The 22,909-nt window shown below is 45.2% G+C and carries 22 protein-coding genes; 15 read left to right on the top strand and 7 right to left on the bottom strand.

Annotated features, from left to right (window positions below; genetic code table 11):
- Position 1: 1 nt before the first annotated feature.
- From G9G54_RS03380 to G9G54_RS03360, 5 genes are all read left to right on the top strand, one after another.
- A complete protein-coding gene (locus G9G54_RS03380) occupies positions 2-883 on the top strand; it encodes a carbohydrate ABC transporter permease (RefSeq protein WP_013309484.1) in 882 nt (293 codons plus the stop codon).
- A gap of 18 nt (positions 884-901) precedes the next feature.
- A complete protein-coding gene (locus G9G54_RS03375; protein WP_165176069.1) occupies positions 902-2,521 on the top strand; it encodes an ABC transporter substrate-binding protein in 1,620 nt (539 codons plus the stop codon).
- A gap of 98 nt (positions 2,522-2,619) precedes the next feature.
- Positions 2,620-4,158 (top strand): glycoside hydrolase family 32 protein, encoded by a 1,539-nt coding sequence (locus G9G54_RS03370; protein WP_238807686.1) that lies wholly within the window; start codon positions 2,620-2,622, stop codon positions 4,156-4,158.
- 242 nt (positions 4,159-4,400) lie between these two features.
- Positions 4,401-4,949 carry a helix-turn-helix domain-containing protein gene (locus G9G54_RS03365; protein ID WP_039269838.1) on the top strand — a complete coding sequence of 183 codons (549 nt, stop codon included), beginning with the start codon at positions 4,401-4,403 and terminating at the stop codon, positions 4,947-4,949.
- Between the two features lie 100 nt (positions 4,950-5,049).
- Positions 5,050-5,565, top strand: a complete 516-nt coding sequence (locus G9G54_RS03360; RefSeq protein WP_165176065.1) for an acyl-CoA thioesterase — start codon at positions 5,050-5,052, stop codon at positions 5,563-5,565.
- Positions 5,566-5,674: 109 nt separating this feature from the next.
- On the opposite strand, the gene G9G54_RS03355 is transcribed toward G9G54_RS03360, so the two are convergent.
- On the bottom strand, positions 5,675-7,141 hold the full coding sequence (locus tag G9G54_RS03355) for an RICIN domain-containing protein (RefSeq protein WP_165176063.1): 1,467 nt from the start codon (positions 7,139-7,141) through the stop codon (positions 5,675-5,677).
- A gap of 227 nt (positions 7,142-7,368) precedes the next feature.
- Between G9G54_RS03355 and G9G54_RS03350 the strand changes: the two genes are divergently transcribed.
- Complete coding sequence (locus G9G54_RS03350; RefSeq protein WP_165176061.1) at positions 7,369-8,061, top strand: 4'-phosphopantetheinyl transferase family protein; 693 nt, start codon at positions 7,369-7,371, stop codon at positions 8,059-8,061.
- A gap of 50 nt (positions 8,062-8,111) precedes the next feature.
- A complete protein-coding gene (locus G9G54_RS03345; protein ID WP_165176059.1) occupies positions 8,112-9,701 on the top strand; it encodes an amidohydrolase in 1,590 nt (529 codons plus the stop codon).
- Between the two features lie 68 nt (positions 9,702-9,769).
- On the opposite strand, the gene G9G54_RS03340 is transcribed toward G9G54_RS03345, so the two are convergent.
- The 3 genes from G9G54_RS03340 to G9G54_RS03330 all read right to left on the bottom strand — a co-directional run bounded on the left by G9G54_RS03340 (position 9,770) and on the right by G9G54_RS03330 (position 12,919).
- Positions 9,770-11,404: an S-layer homology domain-containing protein gene (locus tag G9G54_RS03340; protein WP_165176057.1), complete on the bottom strand. Its 1,635-nt coding sequence runs from the start codon at positions 11,402-11,404 to the stop codon at positions 9,770-9,772.
- Positions 11,405-11,561: 157 nt separating this feature from the next.
- Complete coding sequence (locus G9G54_RS03335) at positions 11,562-12,413, bottom strand: DegV family protein (protein ID WP_069291558.1); 852 nt, start codon at positions 12,411-12,413, stop codon at positions 11,562-11,564.
- A 32-nt stretch (positions 12,414-12,445) separates the two neighbouring features.
- Entirely contained in the window at positions 12,446-12,919 is a 474-nt protein-coding gene (locus G9G54_RS03330; RefSeq protein WP_165176055.1) for a hypothetical protein, read from the bottom strand.
- A gap of 219 nt (positions 12,920-13,138) precedes the next feature.
- On the opposite strand from G9G54_RS03330, the gene G9G54_RS03325 reads away from it, so the two are divergent.
- Positions 13,139-13,522, top strand: a complete 384-nt coding sequence (locus G9G54_RS03325) for a DUF423 domain-containing protein (protein WP_165176053.1) — start codon at positions 13,139-13,141, stop codon at positions 13,520-13,522.
- A gap of 107 nt (positions 13,523-13,629) precedes the next feature.
- On the opposite strand, the gene G9G54_RS03320 is transcribed toward G9G54_RS03325, so the two are convergent.
- The 3 genes from G9G54_RS03320 to infC form a co-directional block, all read right to left on the bottom strand.
- Positions 13,630-14,178, bottom strand: coding sequence for a hypothetical protein (locus tag G9G54_RS03320; RefSeq protein WP_069291561.1), 549 nt, complete (start codon positions 14,176-14,178; stop codon positions 13,630-13,632).
- 364 nt (positions 14,179-14,542) lie between these two features.
- On the bottom strand, positions 14,543-15,313 hold the full coding sequence (locus G9G54_RS03315; protein WP_165176051.1) for an ANT(4')-I family aminoglycoside nucleotidyltransferase: 771 nt from the start codon (positions 15,311-15,313) through the stop codon (positions 14,543-14,545).
- A 60-nt stretch (positions 15,314-15,373) separates the two neighbouring features.
- On the bottom strand, positions 15,374-15,886 hold the full coding sequence (gene infC, locus G9G54_RS03310) for a translation initiation factor IF-3 (protein WP_165176049.1): 513 nt from the start codon (positions 15,884-15,886) through the stop codon (positions 15,374-15,376).
- A gap of 168 nt (positions 15,887-16,054) precedes the next feature.
- Between infC and G9G54_RS03305 the strand changes: the two genes are divergently transcribed.
- From G9G54_RS03305 to G9G54_RS03275, 7 genes are all read left to right on the top strand, one after another.
- Entirely contained in the window at positions 16,055-17,050 is a 996-nt protein-coding gene (locus G9G54_RS03305) for an ABC transporter substrate-binding protein (protein ID WP_165176047.1), read from the top strand.
- Positions 17,047-19,095, top strand: a complete 2,049-nt coding sequence (locus G9G54_RS03300; RefSeq protein ID WP_165176045.1) for an iron ABC transporter permease — start codon at positions 17,047-17,049, stop codon at positions 19,093-19,095. Before G9G54_RS03305 ends, G9G54_RS03300 begins: the two co-directional genes overlap by 4 nt.
- A 130-nt stretch (positions 19,096-19,225) precedes the next feature.
- Positions 19,226-19,537, top strand: coding sequence for an ArsR/SmtB family transcription factor (locus G9G54_RS03295; RefSeq protein ID WP_061831898.1), 312 nt, complete (start codon positions 19,226-19,228; stop codon positions 19,535-19,537).
- A gap of 76 nt (positions 19,538-19,613) precedes the next feature.
- The gene (locus tag G9G54_RS03290; protein WP_165176043.1) at positions 19,614-20,789 is read left to right on the top strand and encodes an MFS transporter; all 1,176 of its coding nucleotides are present in this window, start codon (positions 19,614-19,616) and stop codon (positions 20,787-20,789) included.
- A 237-nt stretch (positions 20,790-21,026) separates the two neighbouring features.
- Entirely contained in the window at positions 21,027-21,548 is a 522-nt protein-coding gene (locus G9G54_RS03285; protein WP_061831894.1) for a hypothetical protein, read from the top strand.
- Positions 21,549-21,646: 98 nt separating this feature from the next.
- Positions 21,647-22,324 carry a VOC family protein gene (locus tag G9G54_RS03280; RefSeq protein WP_165176041.1) on the top strand — a complete coding sequence of 226 codons (678 nt, stop codon included), beginning with the start codon at positions 21,647-21,649 and terminating at the stop codon, positions 22,322-22,324.
- 97 nt (positions 22,325-22,421) lie between these two features.
- Positions 22,422-22,877 carry a GNAT family N-acetyltransferase gene (locus G9G54_RS03275; protein ID WP_165176039.1) on the top strand — a complete coding sequence of 152 codons (456 nt, stop codon included), beginning with the start codon at positions 22,422-22,424 and terminating at the stop codon, positions 22,875-22,877.
- Positions 22,878-22,909: the final 32 nt, after the last annotated feature.

Here is a 22,909-nt window from a genome sequence, read left to right as displayed (position 1 = left end):
TATGGATATTCATTACACCGGGAAGGACCGGATTCTGCTCATCATCAATTATATTCTACTTGGTTTGTTTGTTCTCGCTATTCTGTTACCGCTGGTTTATGTGGTGCTTTCGTCCTTTTTAACTCCAAATACCCTGATTACCAAAGGGTTTGCCATTACATCATCAGACTGGACACTCACGGGATATGCCAAAATCCTAAGCAACAGTGCCATGATCCGCGGTTTTTTTAATGCTATTTTTTATTCAGCAGCCTTTGCGTTCGCAACCGTATTATTTTCCGTCTTCGCGGCTTATCCGCTTGCGATTGAAGAGTTGGTAGGGAAACGGTCCATTATGATCTTTTTCCTGATAACGATGTTTTTCGGTGGCGGTCTGATTCCTACCTATCTGGTGATTAAGGATTTAGGCATGTTGAATACGGTCTGGGCCATTATTCTGCCAGGCTCGATCAGCGTATTCAATATTATTCTGGCAAAGACTTATTTCCAGGGACTTCCGAAAGAACTGTTCCAGGCGGCGAGTATAGACGGAGCTTCCGAGCTCAGTATTTTCTTTAAAATCGTCCTGCCGCTTTCCAAGCCTATTATTTTTGTTCTAGCTTTATACGCTTTTGTCGGACAGTGGAATTCTTATTTCGACGCCATGATTTATCTGGATGATCCGAAGCTGTTTCCGCTTCAACTGGTACTGCGCTCCATTTTGATACAGAATCAGGTTCAGCCCGGCATGATTGCCGATGCGATGGCACAAGCGGAGCTTAAGAAATTGTCTGAAATGATTAAGTACTCTGCCATTGTCATATCAAGTTTGCCTTTGATTGTCATGTATCCATTCTTCCAGAAGTATTTCGAAAAGGGTGTCATGGTAGGTTCGATCAAATAACAAATCGGGGGAATAGAGATGAAAAAAACATTACTAACCTTGTCTGTGTTGGCACTTTCTACTTCACTGCTTGCCGGATGTGGCGGTTCAGGCAATAATTCTGCGGCATCCGAAGATTACAAGCTGGAAAATATTACTCTGCCGCTTAAAGAGAAAGTTACTTTGCATTTTATGACTCAAAGCTCGCCGCTGGCACCTTCCGATCCAAATGAAAAGTTGATTTATAAAAGACTGGAAGAAAAAACAGGGGTGCATATCGATTTTACCAACTTCACCTCCGATTCCTTCATTGAAAAAAGAAACCTTGCTGTTGCCAGTGGAGATCTTCCAGATGCCATACTGGATGCCGGATATTCCGATTACGATTTGTTGAATCTCGGAAAGGATGGAACTATTATCCCTTTAGAGGATTTGATTCAAAAATATATGCCGAATCTGCAGAAGGTATTGAAGGAAGCACCTGAGTACAGATCCATGATAACCGCACAGGACGGGCACATTTATGCCTTTCCTTGGATTGAAGAACTGGGTTCTGAGAAGGAGAGCATTCATTCTGTAAACGACATGCCATGGATCAATGTGGAGTGGCTGAAAAAGCTGGGACTTAAAATGCCAAAAACCACCGAGGATTTAAAAAAAGTTCTGCTCGCATTTAAAAATGGCGACCCTAACGGAAATGGCCAAGCGGATGAAATCCCGCTGTCCTTTATGCTCAATAACGGCAATGAGGACCTGAATTTTCTGTTCGGATCATTCGGTCTTGGGGACAACGGCGATCATACGGTAGTGACCAATGAGGGGAAAGTGGTCTTCACTGCCGATCAGGATGGTTATAAAGAGGGGATTAAATATCTTAATGAGCTGTATAAGCTGAACCTGATCGACGAAGAGTCATTCGAGCAGGATTACAATACGTATCTGGCCAAAGGCCAGAATGAAAAATATGGTCTCTACTTTCAATGGGATAAGGCGAACATCTCAGGAGATAACGATAAATATGAATTGATGAATCCGCTCGCCGGGCCAAGCGGTGAAGTCAATGTGACCCGCACGAACAATCTCGGCTTTGACCGGGGGAGAATGGTGATTACCAGTGACAACAAAAATCTTGAGCTTACGGCAAAATGGATTGACCAACTGTATGATCCTATCCAGTCCGTACAGGACAACTGGGGCACCTACGGAGACAAAACTCAGCAGAACATTTTTGAATACGATGAAGCGAGTCATATGCTGAAGCATCTTCCGCTTAAGGGAACGGCCCCTGTCGAGCTGCGGCAAAAAACGAATATCGGCGGTCCATTGGCAATTCTTGACGAGTATTACGGAAAAGTAACGACCAAGCCCGATGATGCAGTGGGACGGCTTAAGCTCATGAAGGAAAGACTCGTTCCTTATATGAAGGCTGACCATAATTTCCCGAAAGTCTTCTTCTCGCTGGAGGATCAGAAGCAGATCTCCACATTGGAAACCGATTTGTTTGCTTACGTTAACCGCAAGCGGGCGGAATGGATCAAGACGGGTAAAGTGGAAGAAGAATGGGCCGAATATAAAGCCGAGCTGTCCAGACTGGGGCTAGATAAATGGCTGGAAATCAAACAAAAAGGCTATGACAGATATCTTAAAGATCAAGGCTGAAACATTTAAATGGTAGTATCTCAAATTCATTTGCAAACGAGCAAACTCAAATTATTATGTTAAATACCTTATCAACAATTAAAAGGAGAGCGGATACTATGAAAGAATTAAAAAGTAACTATAGTGAAACGTACAGGCCTCAATTTCATTATTCACCGGAGAAAAATTGGATGAACGATCCCAACGGCATGGTTTACTTTGAAGGAGAGTACCACCTGTTCTACCAGCATACCCCCCATGATACGCAACCTGATTTTGGCAACATGCATTGGGGGCATGCGGTAAGCAAGGATCTAGTGCATTGGACTGAGCTTCCACCGGCAATTCCACCTGGGGAGGACGGAGCGATCTTCTCGGGGAGTGCGGTGGTGGATAAGAACAATACCAGCGGATTTTTCGACGAGGAAGGATCAGGATTGGTTGCCATTTATACGAATGAGGGCAACAAGGCTCAGCCTGGAAAGCCGCAGGTGCAAAGCATTGCTTACAGCAAGGATAAGGGTCGAACCTGGACAAAATATGAAGGTAACCCGGTTTTATTTCCAACGGACACGCTAGACTTTCGTGATCCGAAGGTGATTTGGCATGATGAATCATCAATGTGGATCATGGTTCTTGCCGTAAGGGACCGTGTAGAATTTTACACATCTCCAAACCTGAAAGAATGGTCTTTTGCAAGCGAATTCGGTTCCGACATTCCGCATATCCACCGAGGGATATTTGAATGTCCTGATATATTTCGAATCCAAGTGGATGAGGATCTTAATACCACGAAGTGGATTCTGATGCTAAGCGTCGGGGATAGAAATGGTGTGAATCCAGACGATCCGGAACCACCGGCAGGCGGTTCTGGCATGATGTATTTCGTAGGCAGCTTTGACGGTAAGTCGTTCACGCCAGATGAAGCGTTGGAATCTATCGATACTATCAAATGGGTAGACTATGGATCAGACTTTTACGCGGCCGTGTCCTGGAATGGCATTTCAAACGAAGACGGACGGAAAATTTGGATCGGCTGGATGAATAATTGGCGTTATGCTACCACGCTTCCTTCAAAGGAATGGCGTGGCAAGACATCAATTCCCCGGGAGCTACAGCTAAGGACTTACCCGGAAGGACTTCGCCTAATCCAAACACCCATAAATGAATTAAGTCAGCTAAGAAAACCGATTTTGTCTCTGCAAGATTTGACGATTAAGCCAGGTATGAACGTGTTGTCTGATATTTCCGCAGCCAAGGCAGAAATTATTGCAGAATTTGAAATCGGTACTGCCGTGGAATTCGGGTTTAAAGTACGAAAGTCCGCCAATCAAGAGACGATCATCGGATATAATATTTCGAATGAGGAATTGTTCGTCGATCGGACGAAGTCGAGCGCCACTGATTTTCATTCCGATTTCACAGCAATACACAAGGCCACTATGAAGCCAGAGCATGAGAGGATACAGTTGAGCATTTATCTGGATTGGTCAAGTGTCGAAGTCTTCGGAAATCATGGAAAAACAATCATTTCAGACATGATTTTCCCGGACTTCGAAAGTAAGGGTCTAGAACTCTACGCCATTGGTGGAGAACTAAGGGTCGTGTCGCTTCAGATCAATGATCTGGTAAGCATTTGGGGAAATGAGAAGGTTTAGACGTTAACTATTGATATCATTCAAATTTTAATTATCTCACGAAGGAACTCATTGAGTAGCGAGTGTCAAATTGATTTTTCAATTTGACACTTTTTTATATTGGATAAGATAATGAGTTTGTGTAAGCTAGATAGCAATAAGTCTGTTAAGACTTAGTTGTAGATTCATGTTCGAATGAACCTCTCTCGATTAAATTGTGTATTCTTCTTATATAGACTTTTGGATACAAGGAGGCAACATCCGTGGATTCAATGCAGCATATTATTGGCTCTAATTTGGCCCAAATCAGGAAGACTAGAGGATTAAGTTTGGATAAGGTGGCTGAACTGACAGGGGTCAGCAAAGGGATGCTGGCTCAGATTGAGAAGGGGAAATCCAATCCTACGGTAACAACCCTTTGGAAAATTGCGAACGGTTTGCATGTATCCTTCTCCACCTTTCTCAAAGAAGACCCGCCGCAAATCACGAAGATTCGGAGGGAAGACCTGCATCCGGTTATTGATGAGGACGGTAACTATTTTGTTTACCCTGTATTCCCGTATCACGCTGAAAAGAAGTTTGAGGTGTTCACGGTAAGTCTGAAGCCAGGCTTTACACACCAGGCAGAGAAGCATCTGGGTGAGGAAACGATTCTCATGATCCGTGGGGAGATGTACTTTGAAATGCAGGGGCAACAGCTCAAGCTGAGTGCAGGGGATGCTGTGCAATTTCAAGTATCTGACATACATACCTACCGCAATGATTCGGAAGAGGATGCCGATTTTTATGTATTGATTTATTATGCGGATTAGTGGGATGATTAGCATAGTCTAAAACAGGCTTCCACATCAGGATTTTGCAAAATCCAGAGATATAAAAAGAGAGCAACGAGGAAAAGAGAGGAAAGAACCCATGGAAAGCAAGTACATCCGAGAAACCTACTGCTTCAAGACGTCCCGAGTATTTCCCAACGATATCAACAATCATAACACGCTCTTCGGCGGCCGATTGATGTCGTATATCGACGATATCGCATCTATTGCAGCTGCTAAGCTGTGTCGTACGAACACGGTTACAGCCTCTACGGATTCGGTGGATTTTTTGCTACCTATCCATCCGAGTGATTCTGTCACGCTGGAAGCGTTCGTAACCTGGACAGGCCGTAGCTCGATGGAGGTGTTCGTAAAGGTAATTCGTGAAGGACTGATGACTGGCGACCGAAAAATCGCAGCCACCGCCTTCCTGACCTTTGTGGCATTGGACGAGAACAACCGTAAAGTGACCGTGCCGCAGGTGATTCCAGAAACAGAAGAGCAGTTACAATTGCACCAGACGGCTCCATCACGCGCAGCCATACGGCGTCAGCGGAGGGAAGAAAGCAAGCAGCTGGCTAATTTTCTGACAACAGATTATCCGTGGGAACTGTAACGTACTAGAGATTATCAATTTCATCGTTTTACGTAAAAGGAGCCGTCTTTTCCGTTAGCAGTCGACCATGATCTGCTTGGAATACGGCTCCTTTTGAAAATAATTTGAGCTATTCTACTTTAACTACACGGAAATGCTGATTTGTCCCACCGTTATCGCCCCATTGAATGGCTTTAGCTCCATCGGCGGTGGCGCCTTCAGAAATATCGATCAGTTTGCCGGTTGCCCGATTTTTCAGCTTGTAATAACCACCGGTTACGGATACTAATTGCCAATGCTGACTGGACCAGCCTCCGTCGCTCCACTGCTCAATAACTGTACCGTCTGCTGTCGTACCGCTTTCAACACCAATTAGCTTTCCGCTGTTGCGGTTCATAATTTTATAATATCCGCTGCCTGCATCCTTGAGCTGCCATTGCTGGTTTGCTGCCTCGGAATTTGCACGCTGCTCCAGATCTGCGCCGTCTGTCGTTGCATTGCCAATAATGCTTAGTGGCTTATTGCTCTTGCGATTCACTAGCTGATAATAGTCATCCGGATCAATGGCAATTGGCGTCGTTATCCCCTCGACCACACCACTGGCGGTGTCAATATTAATGCTGTCGAACCAATCCATGGCTAATGAAGTAGCTGTTGGAAAACGCAGTGGCAACCATACATATTGAGAATCCTGCACAGGACCGCTCCACGCACCCGCCCAACGGTCGCCCAAATACAGGTATGAAGTTGTCTGGGCACCTTCAACAGGGATCACGTAAGCCGACTGTGAACCATATGTCGTACCATCCCCGAAGTTTATCGTATTACTCCAGGTTCCTTCAATGCTGGATGCGGTAGCATACTTGGCCTGGTTGGGATTCCAGCCGGTTGCCCCGGATGTAATCAGGAAGTAGACGTCTCCTTTTTTGAACATCGCCGGAGCTTCACGATATTGTCCAGGCCAAAGTGTAGTCACCAGCGATTCAACTTGCAGAAAATCCGGTGTCAGACGATAAATGTTCAGATCTGCGTTTACCCGGGTAGCCGAAATGAGGTAAGCTGTACCGTTATCGTTGTATACGGTCATATCGCGCGAATCGTAATCCAGAGGACGGAAGCTGCCCTGATACGTGTAATCGCCGTCCACCGTATCGGAAGAGGCGACAGCCACTCGGGCCTCGTTGTAATTAACCCCATTCTCCTTGTGCATCCATAATACGTATTTACGTGTTTTTTCATTATAAATCACTTTCGGACGTTCAATATTCGAAACATTCAGCTCTACGGCGGAGCTACTGGTCAGTACGTTTTTACGAAACTCCCAGTTTTTTAAATCAGAGGAACGGTAGGCGGATACCGCCTTGAACGTGCCGTTGGGATTACGATTTTCACCAAACCAATAATAGTAACCGTCTACTTTAATCATACCACCCCCATGGGCATGGACCACGTTTCCATCTGTATCTTTAAACTGAATGCCATTCACAACATTCGCTGAAGCGGCTGAAGCGATCTTAGGTGAAAACATCTGAAAAATGCTCAACGTCAGCAAAATAGAGAGCATAATACACAGCAAGCGGGCAAAATCATATTTCATTGTTTCGTCCTCCTCTGTATGTGTTATTTTAAAGCGCTTTCATTAATGGACTCTATGAAGTAGTTTTAGTAGAGCTACTTATCCCAATTGTATCCATATTGAATTGAAAGTGCTAGAGTAGTATATTGACCATGTACACGGCACACGCCATCCATATCTAACAGACTTCCATCGAACGGTGAGTGTTACAAACTGGCTGATATTCATTAGGTATACAGGAGGCAACCATGAAAATATACGCGATTGATACGAGCAAGCCGGAGGCTGAGGAGCATTACGAATCACTGGTAAATCAGGTTTCGCTGGAAAAGCAGCACAAGTTAGATCGTTTTTTACATCGGGAAGATGCTTTGAGAGGCTTATATGCCGATGTGCTGCTAAGATGGTTGGCCTGCCGGCAATTGAAGGTATCTAATGCCAGTCTTCAATTTACATACAATGCATTCGGTAAGCCTTCCTTGATCAATGCACCCACATTCCATTTTAATGTTTCTCACTCGGGAAAATGGGTGGTATGCGCTATTGATGATCACCCGCTTGGAATCGACATTGAACAGCTCCGTCCTATTGATTTTGAGGTAGGTAGAGTGTGCTTTTCAGACACAGAGTATAATGCGTTAATGCGTCAGGACGCAGACAGCCGCTTATCGTATTTTTACGATCTATGGACGCTTAAGGAAAGCTTTGTCAAGGCCGAGGGGCAGGGACTAACCCTACCGTTGAAGTCTTTTTCATTTGAGCTAAAGGCACAACCATTCATAGGCTTCACGACAGAGGGCTTTACCACCGAGTATTGTCATTTTAAGCAGTATGAGCTGGATCAGGATTATAAAATGGCTGTCTGTGCAGCTCATGACCAATTTGCCCAGCAGGTGCAGCAGATAGATATAAATACACTACACTTGGAAGTGGCAACATAGGCGTAATATGAAGTGGATTGCGTATAGTTGAAAAAAGGAGATGAGTGGCGTTGACATTCGTTTTGTTCAAGCACGGCCGGTTGTATGGGGAGTGGGCTTCCAAAGGAGACTCCATCGTTGTACAGCATGGACGGATACAGGCTATCGGGTATGCTCGGGAGCTTGAATTACAGTTGTCCGGTAAGGAATATGAAACTGTGGATTGGGAAGACGCCTATGTACTGCCAGGCTTAACCGATTCACATATGCATTTGTCTATGCATGGTATGAAGCTGGCTATGCTGGATTTAACATCAGCTACCTCCAAGGAAGAGATGCTGGCTATGCTGCGCAAACGGGTCGCTGTAACACCGCCGGGAGAATGGATTTTAGGACTCAACTGGAATGAAAATGCGTTTATTCCTGTTGAAATACCGGATATAGCCGAGCTGGATGCCATTACAGATCAGCATCCGGTATATCTCACTCGTACGTGCTTTCATACGTTCTTGGCCAATTCAGAGGCATTTCGACGTGCGGGTATTAACGAGGACACCCCTGATCCGGCTTCGGGAGCCTATGGGCGAGATGCAGATGGACGGTTGAACGGATTGATTTATGAGGAAGCATCCTTTGCCTTTACTAGCGTGCAGCCAGAGCCGGATTACTCGGTTAAGAAGGATACGATTCGGCGGGCTTGTATGGATGTGCTAAGGCTTGGTTTGACTGCTGCGCACACAGAGGATTTACGTTTTTTGGGCAGCGTGGAGACGATGCAGCGAATTTACAGGGAGCTGAGGGAAGAAGGTCTTCCTTTTCGCACACACCAGCTCATCTATCATCCATTTTTGGAAGAAGTGAAAGTGCAAGGGCTGCGTGCAGGTACCGGAAATGAGTGGTTTAAAATCGGTGCGATAAAAATGTTTGCCGATGGCGCTATTGGTGGAAGAACGGCTTTATTATCCGAACCTTATAGTGATGCTCCACATACCTGTGGAATGGCGATCCAACCGCAGCCGGAGCTGAATCAGATGGTGGCTGCTGTCAGAGCCGCAGGCTATCCCGTGGCTGTGCATGCCATAGGAGATGGGGCGACGCACATGATTTTGACAGCGATGGAGGCCCATGCGCTCACGGAGGAAAGCGGTTTGCCAGACCGTCTGATCCACGGACAGGTGCTTAGGGGTGATTTGGTCAAGAGAATGGCGAAGCTGCCGCTGATCGCGGACATCCAGCCCCGTTTTGTCGCAAGTGACTTCCCTTGGGTACTGGATCGGGTGGGGAAAGAACGGACTGAATATTTATATGCCTGGAAAAAGCTACTGGAAGCAGGCATTCCATGTGCTGGAGGTAGTGACGCGCCGATTGAGCCGTTAAACCCTTTTCTTGGTATTCATGCGGCCGTGACTCGCGCCAAGCCGGAAGAAATGCATGAGGGCTATCTTCCCGCTGAAAAGCTGGATGTACATGAAGCCATTCGTTTGTTTACCACGGGAAGCGCAGTAGCAGCCGGCGAGGCTGATGAAAGAGGGACGATAGCTGAAGGGAAGGCCGCTGACTTTACAGTCATTGACCGTGATGTATCGGAAAGTCCGCAAGCTTTACTTGATGTTAAGGTACGAATGACAATTGTAAACGGGAAAGTTGTATATCGGTCATAGGCTGGGGATAAGTATTATGCCAAAAGCCTTCAACTTCACTTTTCATGTGAGGTTGAAGGCTTTGTATTTTATAAACCACGCTGTATAAATCGGTCTGCGTTTTTTACACTGGACCACAGATCAGAGCTTGCTCCACCCGGATACCAGTAGGCGAAGCCAGCAAACCCAGCATCCTGCCCCAAGCGATACTTACGAGTGAAGGATCGTCCTTCCTCAAGCCACAGCTTATGAAGCTGTGTGTCTTTGTAAGACACGGTATACTGCTGAATATCCTCATTCCAAATAGGTTTGGAGACGGAACGGGATACTAGCTGGTTTTGCTGATCTAGTGATATATCAGAGGAAGCGATTGAATGTCCGCTAGCGTTAAGCGTCCAGTTCCGTGTAAATAATGGCAACGCCAAGATCGCTTTCTCCGGATGGGTGGTTTGTACAAAACGCCGCACGCTTTCACGGAGCCATGGCAGTGAGGACACAGAGCCGGGGATCGAGCTACCTCCCCAATGCTCGTCATATCCCATCAGGATCAGATAGTCTGCCGCAGCGCCAAGCTGTTTATAATCAAACGCGGCAGTCCAGTCCGTTCCGTAATCAGGGGATACACAAATCGCCAGTACCGTATTCTGACTCTTCAACTTAGCTTTTAATTGTTGGACGAACAATGTTAAATTGGCGCGATCCTGACCATCTACATTTTCAAAATCAATGACAAGCCCGTTCAAACCGTATACAGATACGGCATTAGCAAGCTGAGTTATGGTTGTATTTCGTAGAACCTCACTGGACAGAATTTGGTGTGTCAGTGCCAAATTGGAACGGTTGCCTACCATCGCCCAGATATTTTTATGATGCTGTTTGGACCAGGCAAGAAGCGACGAATTGGTATAATCGCTGATAATACCTGTTTCATTTAGAAAAAACCAACGTGGTGACAGGGTGTTGATGTTGGATTGAAGCACCGTATTTTCAAACTGCTGAACGGTTTGATCATATTGCCAGCCTATTCGGATGGAAGAAGCGGTGGAAGCAGTTTGGTTAGCATGCTTTGTTGAATACGCTAGCAGTCGCTCCAACAATACTGCTGTTTCTTCACGGGTCAGAGAGGATGCAGGATGAAAATAGTTACTTTCACCTTTCATAAAGCCGTAACTATTTACGGTGGTTACCGCATCAAGAGCCCAATCTGCAATTTCGTCAGTATCTGTGAAGGAGGAAGTAGCATCTCCTGATCGACCCGAAGAGCGGATGAGACGTGCGATCATCAAGGCCGCTTCTTGACGGGTTATAGGACTATTAGGTTGAAATGTCGCAGACGTTCCCCCCTGAACGATATTGAGTTGAGAAGCTGCTTCAATCCATCCATAGTACCACGTCTTTTTGGCAACATCTCGGTAGGAGGTAACGGCCGCTTGTACAGGCTCCAGACCGAGTGTACGGTCCAGTGCGGTAACCCATTCGGCTCTGGTAACAGCCTTTTTAGGAGAGAAGTAACCAGGTTGTGTACCGTTCAAAATTCCTTTAGCGTGCAGGGAAATAATAGACTGATAGGCATAGCTGTGTGCAATATCTTGGAACGTAGCACCGGATGCTGCTGCTGGAGCAGCTAAGTATGAAGTGAATGTTGTGAATATTGTGAATATTGTGATGGCTGCAGTTGCTGAAAGGGTGAGCCTGGTTAACCAACGTGATCGTTTGGAACTCATACCAAATAACCTTCTTTTTTATGATAGATTGTAGACTCATATATCGTTACTCGACGAATAATACTATCAAAAAGAGGAAGGTTATTCATTGCTAAATTGCTGGAAAAACACCAAAAAACCCGCCACCTACGCGGCAACGGGTTTGATATTGGATAAACTATGCTTTTTTGGCATACATAATACCGATGGTCTGTGGACCACAATGACTGGAAATGACACAGCCTGCTGTCGTTAGCAGTACCTCTTGTGCGTTCGTTTCTTCTTTCAAACGAGCTTGCAGCATCAGCGCATCTTCCTCGGCCAAAGCGTGCACGACAATAATGATATCGTTATCCATCTGATCTCGTTGATTCAGTGCATTTTGCAGCATCTGATCCAAAGCTTTTTCACGTTTGCCGCGGACTTTGTAGGCAGGCGTCATTTTTCCGTCAATCACTTTGATCACCGGACGAATTTTGAGCAGACTGCCGATCAGGTTTTGCATGCCTGAACATCTTCCGCCTTTATACAGGTATTCAAGTGTGTCAATGACAAATTCCGTGTCTATTAGCGGCCTGGTTTTCGTCAACATGTCTACAATCTGCTCTATCGTATTGCCGTTGGTTGCCGCACGAGCAGCTTTCATCACAAGCAGGCCAAAGCCGCACGATAAATTCAAGGAATCAAAAACCGTAACGCGGCCTTCCGGAAATTCAGAGGCAGCGAGTAGCGCATTCTGGTACGTAGATGATAGCTCGGAAGACAGACTGATATATAAAATGTCGTCCCCTTGTTCTATGTAGGGCGCAAAGGCTTGAATAAAATCCGACGGAGAAGGTGCGGCGGTACGCGGTAAATGTCCCTCGCGGCTTACACGTTGAAATAATTGTTCCGGGTGAATGTTCACCCCATCCTGCAATGCCTCATCACCAAATACTGTATACAATGGCACAATGCTAATCTCGTACTGTTGACGCCAGTGAGCAGGAACATCACTGGTACTGTCGGCAAAAATTTTAATTTTGTTCATACATTGAATCCTCTCTGTGTGATGCAGAAAAATTATAAAGATTGCACGGAGGAAGGATAGATATCCGCTGTGCTATTCGGAACGGAAAGACCGATGGCCAGAAGAGCAATAAAGCCCGCAATAATAAGTGCATTAATGATTAAGCCTGTAATAGCAAAGGTTTTCTTACGGTTTTTTAACGCAATTCCAATGATACCGACCACAAGTCCGCTACAATTCAGCAACAGGCTGCCTAAAAAAATAAAAGGAAGCAATACCGTTCCGGTTTGCTGTAGAGCGACTTCCGGGTTCAACGTTTGGTATTGGCTGAAATGAGCCAGCAGATTAATGACCATAATAGCCAGAATAATATATCCGATCAGGCTGACAAGCGACATAATAAAAGAAGCAATTCCGGGACCGGAATGTTTGAGCTTGACCGGAGGCTGAAACACAGGAGCTTCTGAAAAAACAGGGTGCTCCTCAGACGCAGCAGGTTTTTGCAAATTAGGATCTTGGTAACTCATTTTTTCCACTCCTTGAACATAGTCCGAACAGGTACTAATTTTCCACAAAATAAACAAAAAAGCAAGCCATCCTACACATTACCCTTCAAAAGACAGGGTCTAATCATCCAATTCTGTATGCGGTCTGTTCACAATCGCTGGCTGGTAAACTTCATACGGTTTCGATAAAATAAGAAGAACATTCGGCTAAAAGGATGAGATGAAAAGGAGTACACAAACATGCAACAAAAATGGATATTTGTGGGATCTATAATGATGATGTTGGCGGTAGCCATTGGAGCGTTCGGGGCACATATTGTGAAAGCCCGGATCGACGCGGATGCTTTGGCCGTGTATGAAACAGGTGTGAAATATCATATGATTCACGCTGTCGGTTTGCTGATCATTGCGTTGGCTGCCGGACAGTGGGGGCCTTCCAACCGTTTAAGATGGGCAGCGCGTCTGTTATTGACGGGTATCATTTTGTTTTCTGGTAGCTTGTATGTGCTAAGTTTGACTGGAATCCGTGTGCTGGGGGCTATTACCCCTCTAGGAGGCGTGTGTTTTATTGCAGGATGGGTATTGCTGGCATGGGCTGCCATGGGTCTGATGAAAGAGGATTAGAGTTCTTTTCGGATAATGCAAAAAAAGAGAATGGACAAGAAAGACGTCATGTTTTCCTGCCCGTTCTCTTTTTTTCATGCTTCGTTTTTTTTGTGAAGTATTTACATTTACGATGTGATTTCATCGATCTCATTCATTTTAAAGGAGTACACTTGCTTCTCATCTACATGATACACACTCAGCAGGCTATTATCATGATCCAGATTGAGGATGCGGCAAGGAATGCTGCGCTGTCCGCCATAGCGGTTCACGATTAACCGTACAAGCGTGTTATCTTGAATATAGCGTTTGATCCATTCATACGTACTAAGGTCTTGTTGAATTGCAGGCTTTGGCTGTACGTGGGATTGTTTGATCTCTTGAACGACTGGTGGCTTGTTCGTAATTGCGGCTGATTTCTTTTTAGAGAATTTTTCCGCGAGCGTAGCGGCTGCATTAGATGGGTTATTCACGGCCGACTGTTTTTTTAGGTACAGTGCAGCTTCAATTAAATTGCCAAGTTCGATACCGGATTGAATCCGGCTATCCGCAATTTGTTCATTTTGGCTCAAGAGATTAAGCAGGAACTGAAGGGCCTCTACGTTCGAACGACCTTTAACTAATACATCTACATTAAATAAATAACTGGTTTCGTCTTGATTTGATTCCTTTTGCATACATCCTCCAGCCCAAGCCATGGGTAATTAGTCTTTTATAGTACCTATCAATATATCATTAAAACGTAATCTATCATAGTGCCTAAGGCCCTGTTGTTGGATATTAACAAAAATAAAATCTATATAAAGCCCTATGCGTAATATTTTCTCAGATAAGCAAAGCCAGAGTTACATATACAGAGAATAAAGGAGGTAGGGGGTGAAATCAAGTGGTTTAAATTTTAAATATATTACAGTGGAAAAATATAACTAAGAAGTATCATACATCCAGAAGAAAAGTAAAATCCCCCTTAACGAAAGGGGGAGGGGGCATATCAAAAACATATATTATAGTAAGCGCAATTAAAGTAAATTTTATTTTCGATCAAAAGGGGATTCGTTGTGATCGAATAAGGTAATCATGTTCGACTGCCCAACTCACAAGACCACTCCAGAAATCTTCACAGGCTGAAATGATCTTCGCTGGTTCAGCTAAATCTCCAGACATGACCAGCTTAACGATATGATCAAATCCTTCTGGACGACTTGGTAGTTCTAGGGCCTCCGGTAGAACCATTGAACCCGTTGAGAAAAGCTTCTGATTGTGCAACCCAACTAACATAGCCCCATATTGGGCAAACTGCATTCCCAAGTAAGGCAAGTAGGTATGAGGGCCATTTACACAGACATTTCTAAGCTTTCCTATAAACTCATACATTTCACCTACAAGCACTTCGTTGATGGCATGCCTGAAATCTTCCTTTGTTGGGGATTCGGCCGCTTCCTTTAATATAGAAAAAAAGTTTTTAGGATCATACAGACGAAGTGGGGAAAAGAAGGGTCCATGTGTCAACGGCCAATCGCCCTCAACAGTAGAGGCAATTTTAAGAAGAATGTCTGAACTACAGACGTTCACCTCAGCTTTCCAGGGCCCTGCCGACCATTCATGGCTAAATTCTACGGGGCCGTTTGGTTCACTCAGTACGCAAAACATTTCAATGTCCGAAAAAGGGCCGTCAGTACCTTTGGCAACAGATCCATAGATCCCTATAGCCAGAATTTTGTCTCTGTATACTTCATGTAACCTCGCAGCTATTTCGTGGCAAGTCTGAAGTCTCTCACTTCGAGAAATGTTGACAGGTCCATTCATGTCCATTAGTGATCTCCCTCTGCTTCCTACGGTCTTAGTGATTTGTCCAATTTACGGATTTGCCATTCAGCGAGGGTTTAATTTCACTTGTGAGCCCTTGCCGCCCGTCTGGATTCCAGTATCCTTGAGTCCGGCTTCCTTCAGATCGACTAGTAACCGCTCTAGTACCGCTTTGGCGACAGGTGCTTCTTTTGCACCAGACGCTTTAACGACCAACTGCACCGGTTTGCCGGAACGCAGATGTTTGTCTGCCTGACGCAGCTTCGTGTCGTAATCATACTCCTCAATATGAGCAGTGAAGCGAAGCTCCTTGACCTTTTCTTTGCCGCTGTTTCTTGCGGCTCGGCCGACATTTTTGCTTGCTGCGGTTTCTTTTTGCGCCAGCGCTTTTCCTTTGCCCTTTGCGACTAAGCTACAGGGCGGTGGACTGCTCATGAGTGAGGTACATACCAGGTCCACCCCTTGGGATCGGGCCATAGCCAAGGCTTCTGACCTGGAGACAACGCCAAGCTTCTCTCCCGCGAGTCCAGTGAGTACCACTTCGTCAGCTTTTATTTGCTCGTTGATTAATACTGCCACGTAAATGTAGCCTCCCTTAAACAATGATAAAGCTATCATATACGGAACCTGTTTGTGATTCAATTTTAGATTCATCCGTATTGACAAAAGTCACTAACCCCTATAATCTTTTACTGATAATGATTATCATTTTCCAATGCAATATACATACAGGGGTGATTGAGAGAAATGAAAAAGATGTTGAATAGCCTATTATTATTTGTAGTTTTTACTATTGTATTGGCGGGCTGCGGTGCAGCTGGGGATAGCTCGAAGACGGAAGGTACTGCAGGGTCTGAGCAGACATCCACAACGGCTGGTCCGGTTACGGTTAAGGACGACCACGGGGAAGTCAAACTGGACAAGCCAGCGGAACGTGTCGTGGTACTCGAATGGACGTTTACCGAGGACCTCATTGCACTTGGCGTACAGCCGGTCGGCAATGCAGACAATGAAAACTACAAGCTGTGGGTAACACCGGAGGCGAAGCTGGCTGATACCGTAACTGATATCGGCACACGGGGCGAACCGAATCTAGAAGCGATTGCGGCGCTCAAGCCGGATCTTATTATCTCTAACGCCGATAACAATGCAGCGATCTATGCGCAGCTTAAAGGAATTGCACCAACGATAGAATTCGATCCTTACAAGGGGAACGGCTATGATTACGACCGTATGGTTGAAATCTTTAAGCAAGTGGCTGTAGCTACCGGTAAAACGGAACAGGCTGATAAGGTCCTAAGCGAACTTGACCAGCACTATGTAGATGCAAAGGCTACATTGGAGAAGGCGGGCAAAGCAGACTTTCATTATGCGCTGACACAGGCCTTTACAGCTCAAAATGCTGCCAGTCTACGAATGTTCAAAGAAAATTCGGTTGTAGTGGGAACGCTTGCGAAAATCGGCATGGTGAACGACTGGAAGTCGGACCAGACCGAGAAATACGGGTTTAGCACTGTTGGCATTGAAGCTCTTCCAGCTGTACAGGACAGCAATTTTATCTATATTACACAAAAGACGGACGATGTATTTGGAGCCGCGATGAAGAACAACTCGGTATGGAACGGACTGAACTTTGTCAAAGAAAAACGGACCTATCCGCTGGACGGTACAACATGGACATTCGGTGGTCCTATCTCATCCAAAGTACTGGTTGATCAAGTAGTTGGAGCTCTGACGAAATGACCCGAACAGACACAACGGGGTTATCGAAGACTTGGCGTGTAGGAAGCATCTTTGGGGGCGGATTGATCGTCCTCATCGTGCTTTTTTTTGTAAGCTTGTGTTATGGAGAGGCTTCAATCCCGCTGCATACAGTAATTGAGGCGTTGACCCAGCGTCAGAATACGCTTGATCATAACATGGTGTGGGATCTCCGAATGCCGCGTACGGTCATCGGAATCATGGCTGGTGGTGCACTGGCCATCGCCGGTGCTTTGCTCCAGGCCATCACCAAAAATCCGCTGGCGGCTTCTGATACACTAGGAATTAACGCTGGTGCCTACTTTGTGGTCGTCCTTGGCGCGGTGATGTTTCCCGGATTGCTGCATCAGGCGCCGTTTTTATTTGCTGCTGTCGGCGGCCTGCTAGCAGCGGTACTGGCTTACTTCATGGGCGGGGGACGAGCTGGAAGTCCGATTCGGTTGGCGCTTGCCGGCTTGATTGTATCCATGGTTCTCGGTTCGTTTACCGGAGCTTTGCATATCTTTTATTCATTTGAAACCCAGGGACTGTTTCTCTGGGGTTCTGGCTCGCTTGTGCAAAACGACTGGAGTGGGACAACTTACGCCTGGCCCTGGGTCGTAGGACTCTCGGTCATTGCCGTTCTGCTGTCAAGGCAGTTTGATGTCCTGGATCTGGATGAGTCCACATCCACGTCACTCGGGCAAAAGGTTAGCTTGACCCGGGCGGTGGGAATTGTATTGGCTGTCCTGCTGTCAACCATTACAGTCAGCGTCATTGGACCCATTGGTTTTGTGGGTTTGGTAGCTCCGCATTTGGTGCGCTTAAGCGGTCTAAAAATGCATCGTTGGGTGCTGCCCGGTTCCTTCCTCTGGGGGGCATTGCTGTTGACGGGTGCTGACGTGCTGGCGAAAATGGTCCACCAATCAAGCATGGATCTGCCGACCGGAGCAATGATGGCTTTGATCGGTGCTCCTTGGTTAATTTGGCTGATTCTGTGGAAAATGAAGCTGCCTTCTGGTATTAGCGGGCAGTCTTCCATGAACATAGGTGTGCGCTCTCGGAAATTACCGTATGGCAGGCTGGTCACGTTGTTTGGATGCGGTGTCGTGCTGTTGACTGTATTCAGCCTGATGTTTGGAGGGATGCGAATTCCTGTCGGCGATCTATTGTCCGGCCTGTTCGGAGGTGAGAACGCAAATTCGGCCTTGCTGCAGTTTAGAATTCCGCGCACGCTGGTGGCAGCCGGGGCTGGTATCGCTCTTGCGGTCAGCGGTGTCTTGATCCAATTAGCCGTTCGTAATCCCTTAGCGGATGCCTCGATCATTGGTGTTTCTTCAGGGGCTGGCTTTGGTGCGCTTGCAGTGATTATCGTTTGGCCTGGACTACCTGTTTATATGCTGCCCATCGCGGCGATTGCCGGAGCGACGGTGTCGGCGGCGGTGATCTTCTTTTTATCATGGAACAAGCACCTAAACCCGTCTGTGGTCATCCTACTTGGGATTGCTGTATCAGCGATCGGAGCAGCCGGCATTCAGGTACTGATTATCCAAGGCTCGCTTTGGGGCAGCACAGGCTATATTTGGCTGACGGGTAGTACCTACGCTCGAAACTGGGGGCAGGTGGCGACGATTCTGGCCTTTCTGCTCGTGTTGTTGCCAATAGCCTGGTGGCTAGCTCGCCGCTTCGATCTTTTGGTGTTTGACGATAGCAGCGCTATGGGACTGGGACTTCCGGTGCGCCGCACCCGGCTGCTGGCCATGGCAGTGGGTGTGCTGCTGGCGGGTGGAGCGGTAGCCTGTGTGGGGACAATTGGCTTTATCGGGCTGATTGCTCCGCATATCGTGCGTACGTTGATTGGGCACCATGTACGCCGCTCCATTGTTCTGTCGAGCCTCTTGGGAGCAGTAATGCTGGTGCTGGCTGATACGATTGGCCGGACGGTGCTTGCGCCGACCGAAATTCCTTCCGGATTGCTGATCGCACTGATCGGTGCACCGTATTTCCTGTACTTGATGTATCGCTCCAATAAGAGTAAGTCAGTGTAGTTAAATATGTACTTGAACAGGCTGCTTCCCAACGGATTTTCCGGTGGGGAAGCAGCCTTTATTATTAATTTTCTACGTAATCAATGGACTTTATATTTACAAATCTAATAAAATAGATATAATGTTTTATATGGAACCGTCATTGATTTATAAAGCATTGTCAAACGAAACTCGTCGTCTAATTATGCTGTGGTTAAAAAAACCAGAAGAGTTTTTTGATGAACAGGCTTATCTAAAGCAAGGACTTAATTTTCAAATTGGTGTATGTGTGGGAGATATTCAGGCTAAATCGGGACTTGCGCAGTCTGTGATTTCAAGTTATTTATTAACGATGCAAAAATCCGGTTTGTTAGAGTCTGAGCGTATTGGGAAGTGGACGTACTATCGTCGGAATGAAAAAACAATCCGGGAATTTGCCGAGTACGTTCAAAAGGAACTATAAACTGAAAGGAGGTTTTTTTTCACATAATATATCTACAAATCTATATATATAATTAAATTGGAGGCTTATACTTAAAATGAAAAAGGTTAACCCGTTACTTATTATCATTCTGGCTTTAGGCGTATTCGGCATTATTACAACGGAAATGGGGATTATAGGCGTTCTCCCTCAAGTAACCCAAAAATTCAATGTATCAGCTGCCCAGGCTGGTTGGCTCGTCAGTATTTTTTCTTTAGTTGTTGCCATTTCAGGTCCGTTCTTGACCTTACTCGTTTCCGGCATGAATCGTAAAGTCATTCTATTAACCGCTGTATTCAGTTTTGTCATTTCTAATATTGTCTATGCCTATACCACTCATTTTGAGGTCATGCTCATTTTTCGTGTTCTTCCTGCTATTTTTCATCCTGTCTTTTTTTCGGTCGCTCTCGTGATTGCATCTCATCTTGTCCCCCCTGAAAAGAGTAGTAAAGCCGTCACCAAGGTTTTCGCTGGAATTACAGTAGGATTTGCGTTTGGCGTGCCTTTGACTTCCTATCTTGCTGAAAAGATATCGTTAGAAGCTGCTTTCTTGTTTGGAGCTGTCGTAAGCATGATTGCATTTGTGGGAATACTCGTATGGCTTCCTTCCCTGCCCGTTCAGGAAAAGATGTCTTATGGCAAACAGTTTGGTATATTACGTAAACCTCAATTGTGGTTCAACATTGTGACTGTTATTTTTATCTTTGCAGCTATGTTTTCGGTGTATAGCTACTTTGCCGAATATCTTGGAGAAGTAACTCTTATGAACGGGTCATGGATCAGTATGATGTTGATGGTCTTTGGAATCGTCATGATTTTTGGAAACTTTTTATTTGGAGGATTATTACATAAAAATCTGACCAAGACCGTCATCATGTTCCCATTGCTATATATGGTCATTTACGTATTCACTTATGCTCTGGGAGCTTCTTTCCTGCCGATGATTGTGGTTGTGCTCATTTGGGGGACCGTGCATTCCGGGGGGCTTATTATTAGTCAAACATGGTTAACCACTGAAGCAAAAGAAGCTCCAGAGTTTGGTAACAGTCTATTTGTCTCATTTTCTAATCTGGGTATTACGATAGGGGCTGCTATGGGCGGGTGGTTTATCTCTCACTTGGGAATACACCAGCTCATCTGGAGCGGAATGATGTTTGCACTGCTGGCGTTTTTATCTATGATTATAAAAATAAAATTGTTCAATTCGAATGCAACGGAAGTCAACGTGCGTTAAAATATGGAGAGATATTAGAAGAGTACTCTAGACGATGATGACCATAAAATGATGCATGGGGTGATGTTGATTGCATTTCGTATGGACTTCGATCTTAATGACATTCGTAATCGTTATCGGGATTTTGGCGTTGCTCATTTGGGGAGTGATATCCTTAATTAAGCGTTTTCGCTAATCGCAATGAGGAAGTAGACATCTCTATGTGTTGAATTTATATTATCTAACTGGGAGGAATAGATGAATATTCGAATGTATCACGATCTGGAGGCTCCATTGGAAGAGGAAATTTGGGCTCTTGGTGAGGAAGCAGCTCATATACTCCCATTAGATAGCAACTTGGCCGAAGAAAAAGCACAGAGGGCTTGGGATCTAATACCCGAGCCTAAGCATACATGGGGCATCACAGGTGTAACCTTGCATCAATACGTTCAAATTCTCAATTATAACGGGCATACTCAGCGATCAGTAGAGCTTTTAAATGAGGAGATTTTAGATTTGGAAGGTACAGGGCACCGGATTATACATGCTCAACCTTATATTCAGATGGCGGAAACACTTCTTCATCAGAGCAACCCTGTATTAGCTCATAAATATCTCAAGAAGGCATACTCGATTGGAAGTGCAAGAGCATTTCGTGACCAGCCCAAGCTTTATCTCGAATTGGCAAAAAGTAAAGCTCTGGATGAACAGGATATACTACTTCAATTTACGGCGTTAGATGTGAACACGAAACTTCTAAGCGATTTAAAGGATAATTAATAACCAATGTAATGACCTCATACAGTCTGAGATAAAATGCTGATCTGGATACGACGGACTAATGGGCTTCAATATTATTTATGGGGAGGACTAATGCATTGAAATTAAAAGAAGTGCTCTTAGGCACCCACAGTTTCGAAGCGATGAAAGCTTTTTACGGCTCTCTCTTGGATTTGCAGGTTGTGGAGGAAAGCTCTTTGCGGTTGTCGTTTCAAGTAGGAGAATCAGTTCTTGCTTTCCAGGAATCCCCCCATATGGAGAATGGATTTTATCATATTGCGGTTACGATTCCAACGAATAAATTCATAGAAGCAAAACAGTGGGTAATCGACCGTGGGATTTCATTGATTTCAAGACCCCAAGAAGATGATGAGTTTTTTTTTGAAAACTGGAATGCAACAGCGCTTTATTTCTATGATCCAGATCATAACCTTGTTGAATTCATTGCCCATCATACACTCGATAATGCAGTCGCTGAAGCTTTCGGACCCAACTCTATACTTCGTATAAGCGAGATTGGTCTTCCGGTCGATGATGTTCCAGAGGTATCTAGAATAATTACCGAAACATTCCAACTTAATTCATGGGGAGGGGCTGGACAGAAATTCGCACCGCTAGGGGATGTGGAAGGTTCCTTTATTATCATAGACAAGCAACGGCCTTGGTTTCCTGATGATAGGCTTCCGGCCGTATTTAACACCAGTGTCTTGTTTGAAGCTCCATGCTCTGCCCGTCTTTCGCTTCACAATGGTTTGTATGAATTGAGATCAATCTAAGTTAAGGCTTCATCTCATCGCCACCACCCCCGGATTTCTGGAATGAGCCTACGAAAGAGGGAAGTCCGGGGACCACAATACATTCAGGAGAGAATATATGAATATTAGACTACTTAATTCAAATGAAAATTATCCAATAGAGCTTTTGTTACTAGCTGATCCTTCGCACCAACTTGTTGAGGAATATTTGAAAAGAGGGCAGTGTTATGTAGCAGAAATTGACCAGCATATTGTCGGAGTCTATGTCCTTTTACCTACAAGACCTGAAACAGTTGAGTTAGTGAATATAGCAGTATCAGAAGATATGCATGGTAAAGGAATAGGTAGACAATTAGTGACACATGCAATTGAAACAGCCAAGACACAAGGTTATAAAACGATGGAGGTGGGCACAGGGAACTCTAGCATTGGGCAGTTAGCTCTCTACCAAAAATGTGGGTTCAGAATTGTTGGTGTAGATCTAGATTTCTTTGTCAGACACAACTATCTAGAAGAAATTTATGAGAATGGCATACAATGTAGAGATATGATTCGTATGTCTCAGGATTTATAGAGCTTAATTTTCTTTGCAAACCCTTCAAAGGT

It is taken from the genome of Paenibacillus sp. EKM212P (assembly GCF_011066115.1).
In the GTDB taxonomy this organism is placed as follows: Bacteria; Bacillota; Bacilli; order Paenibacillales; family Paenibacillaceae; genus Paenibacillus; species Paenibacillus polymyxa_B.
The sequence above is the reverse complement of the archived record's forward strand: the minus strand, read 5'-3'. Positions and strand labels throughout refer to the sequence as shown.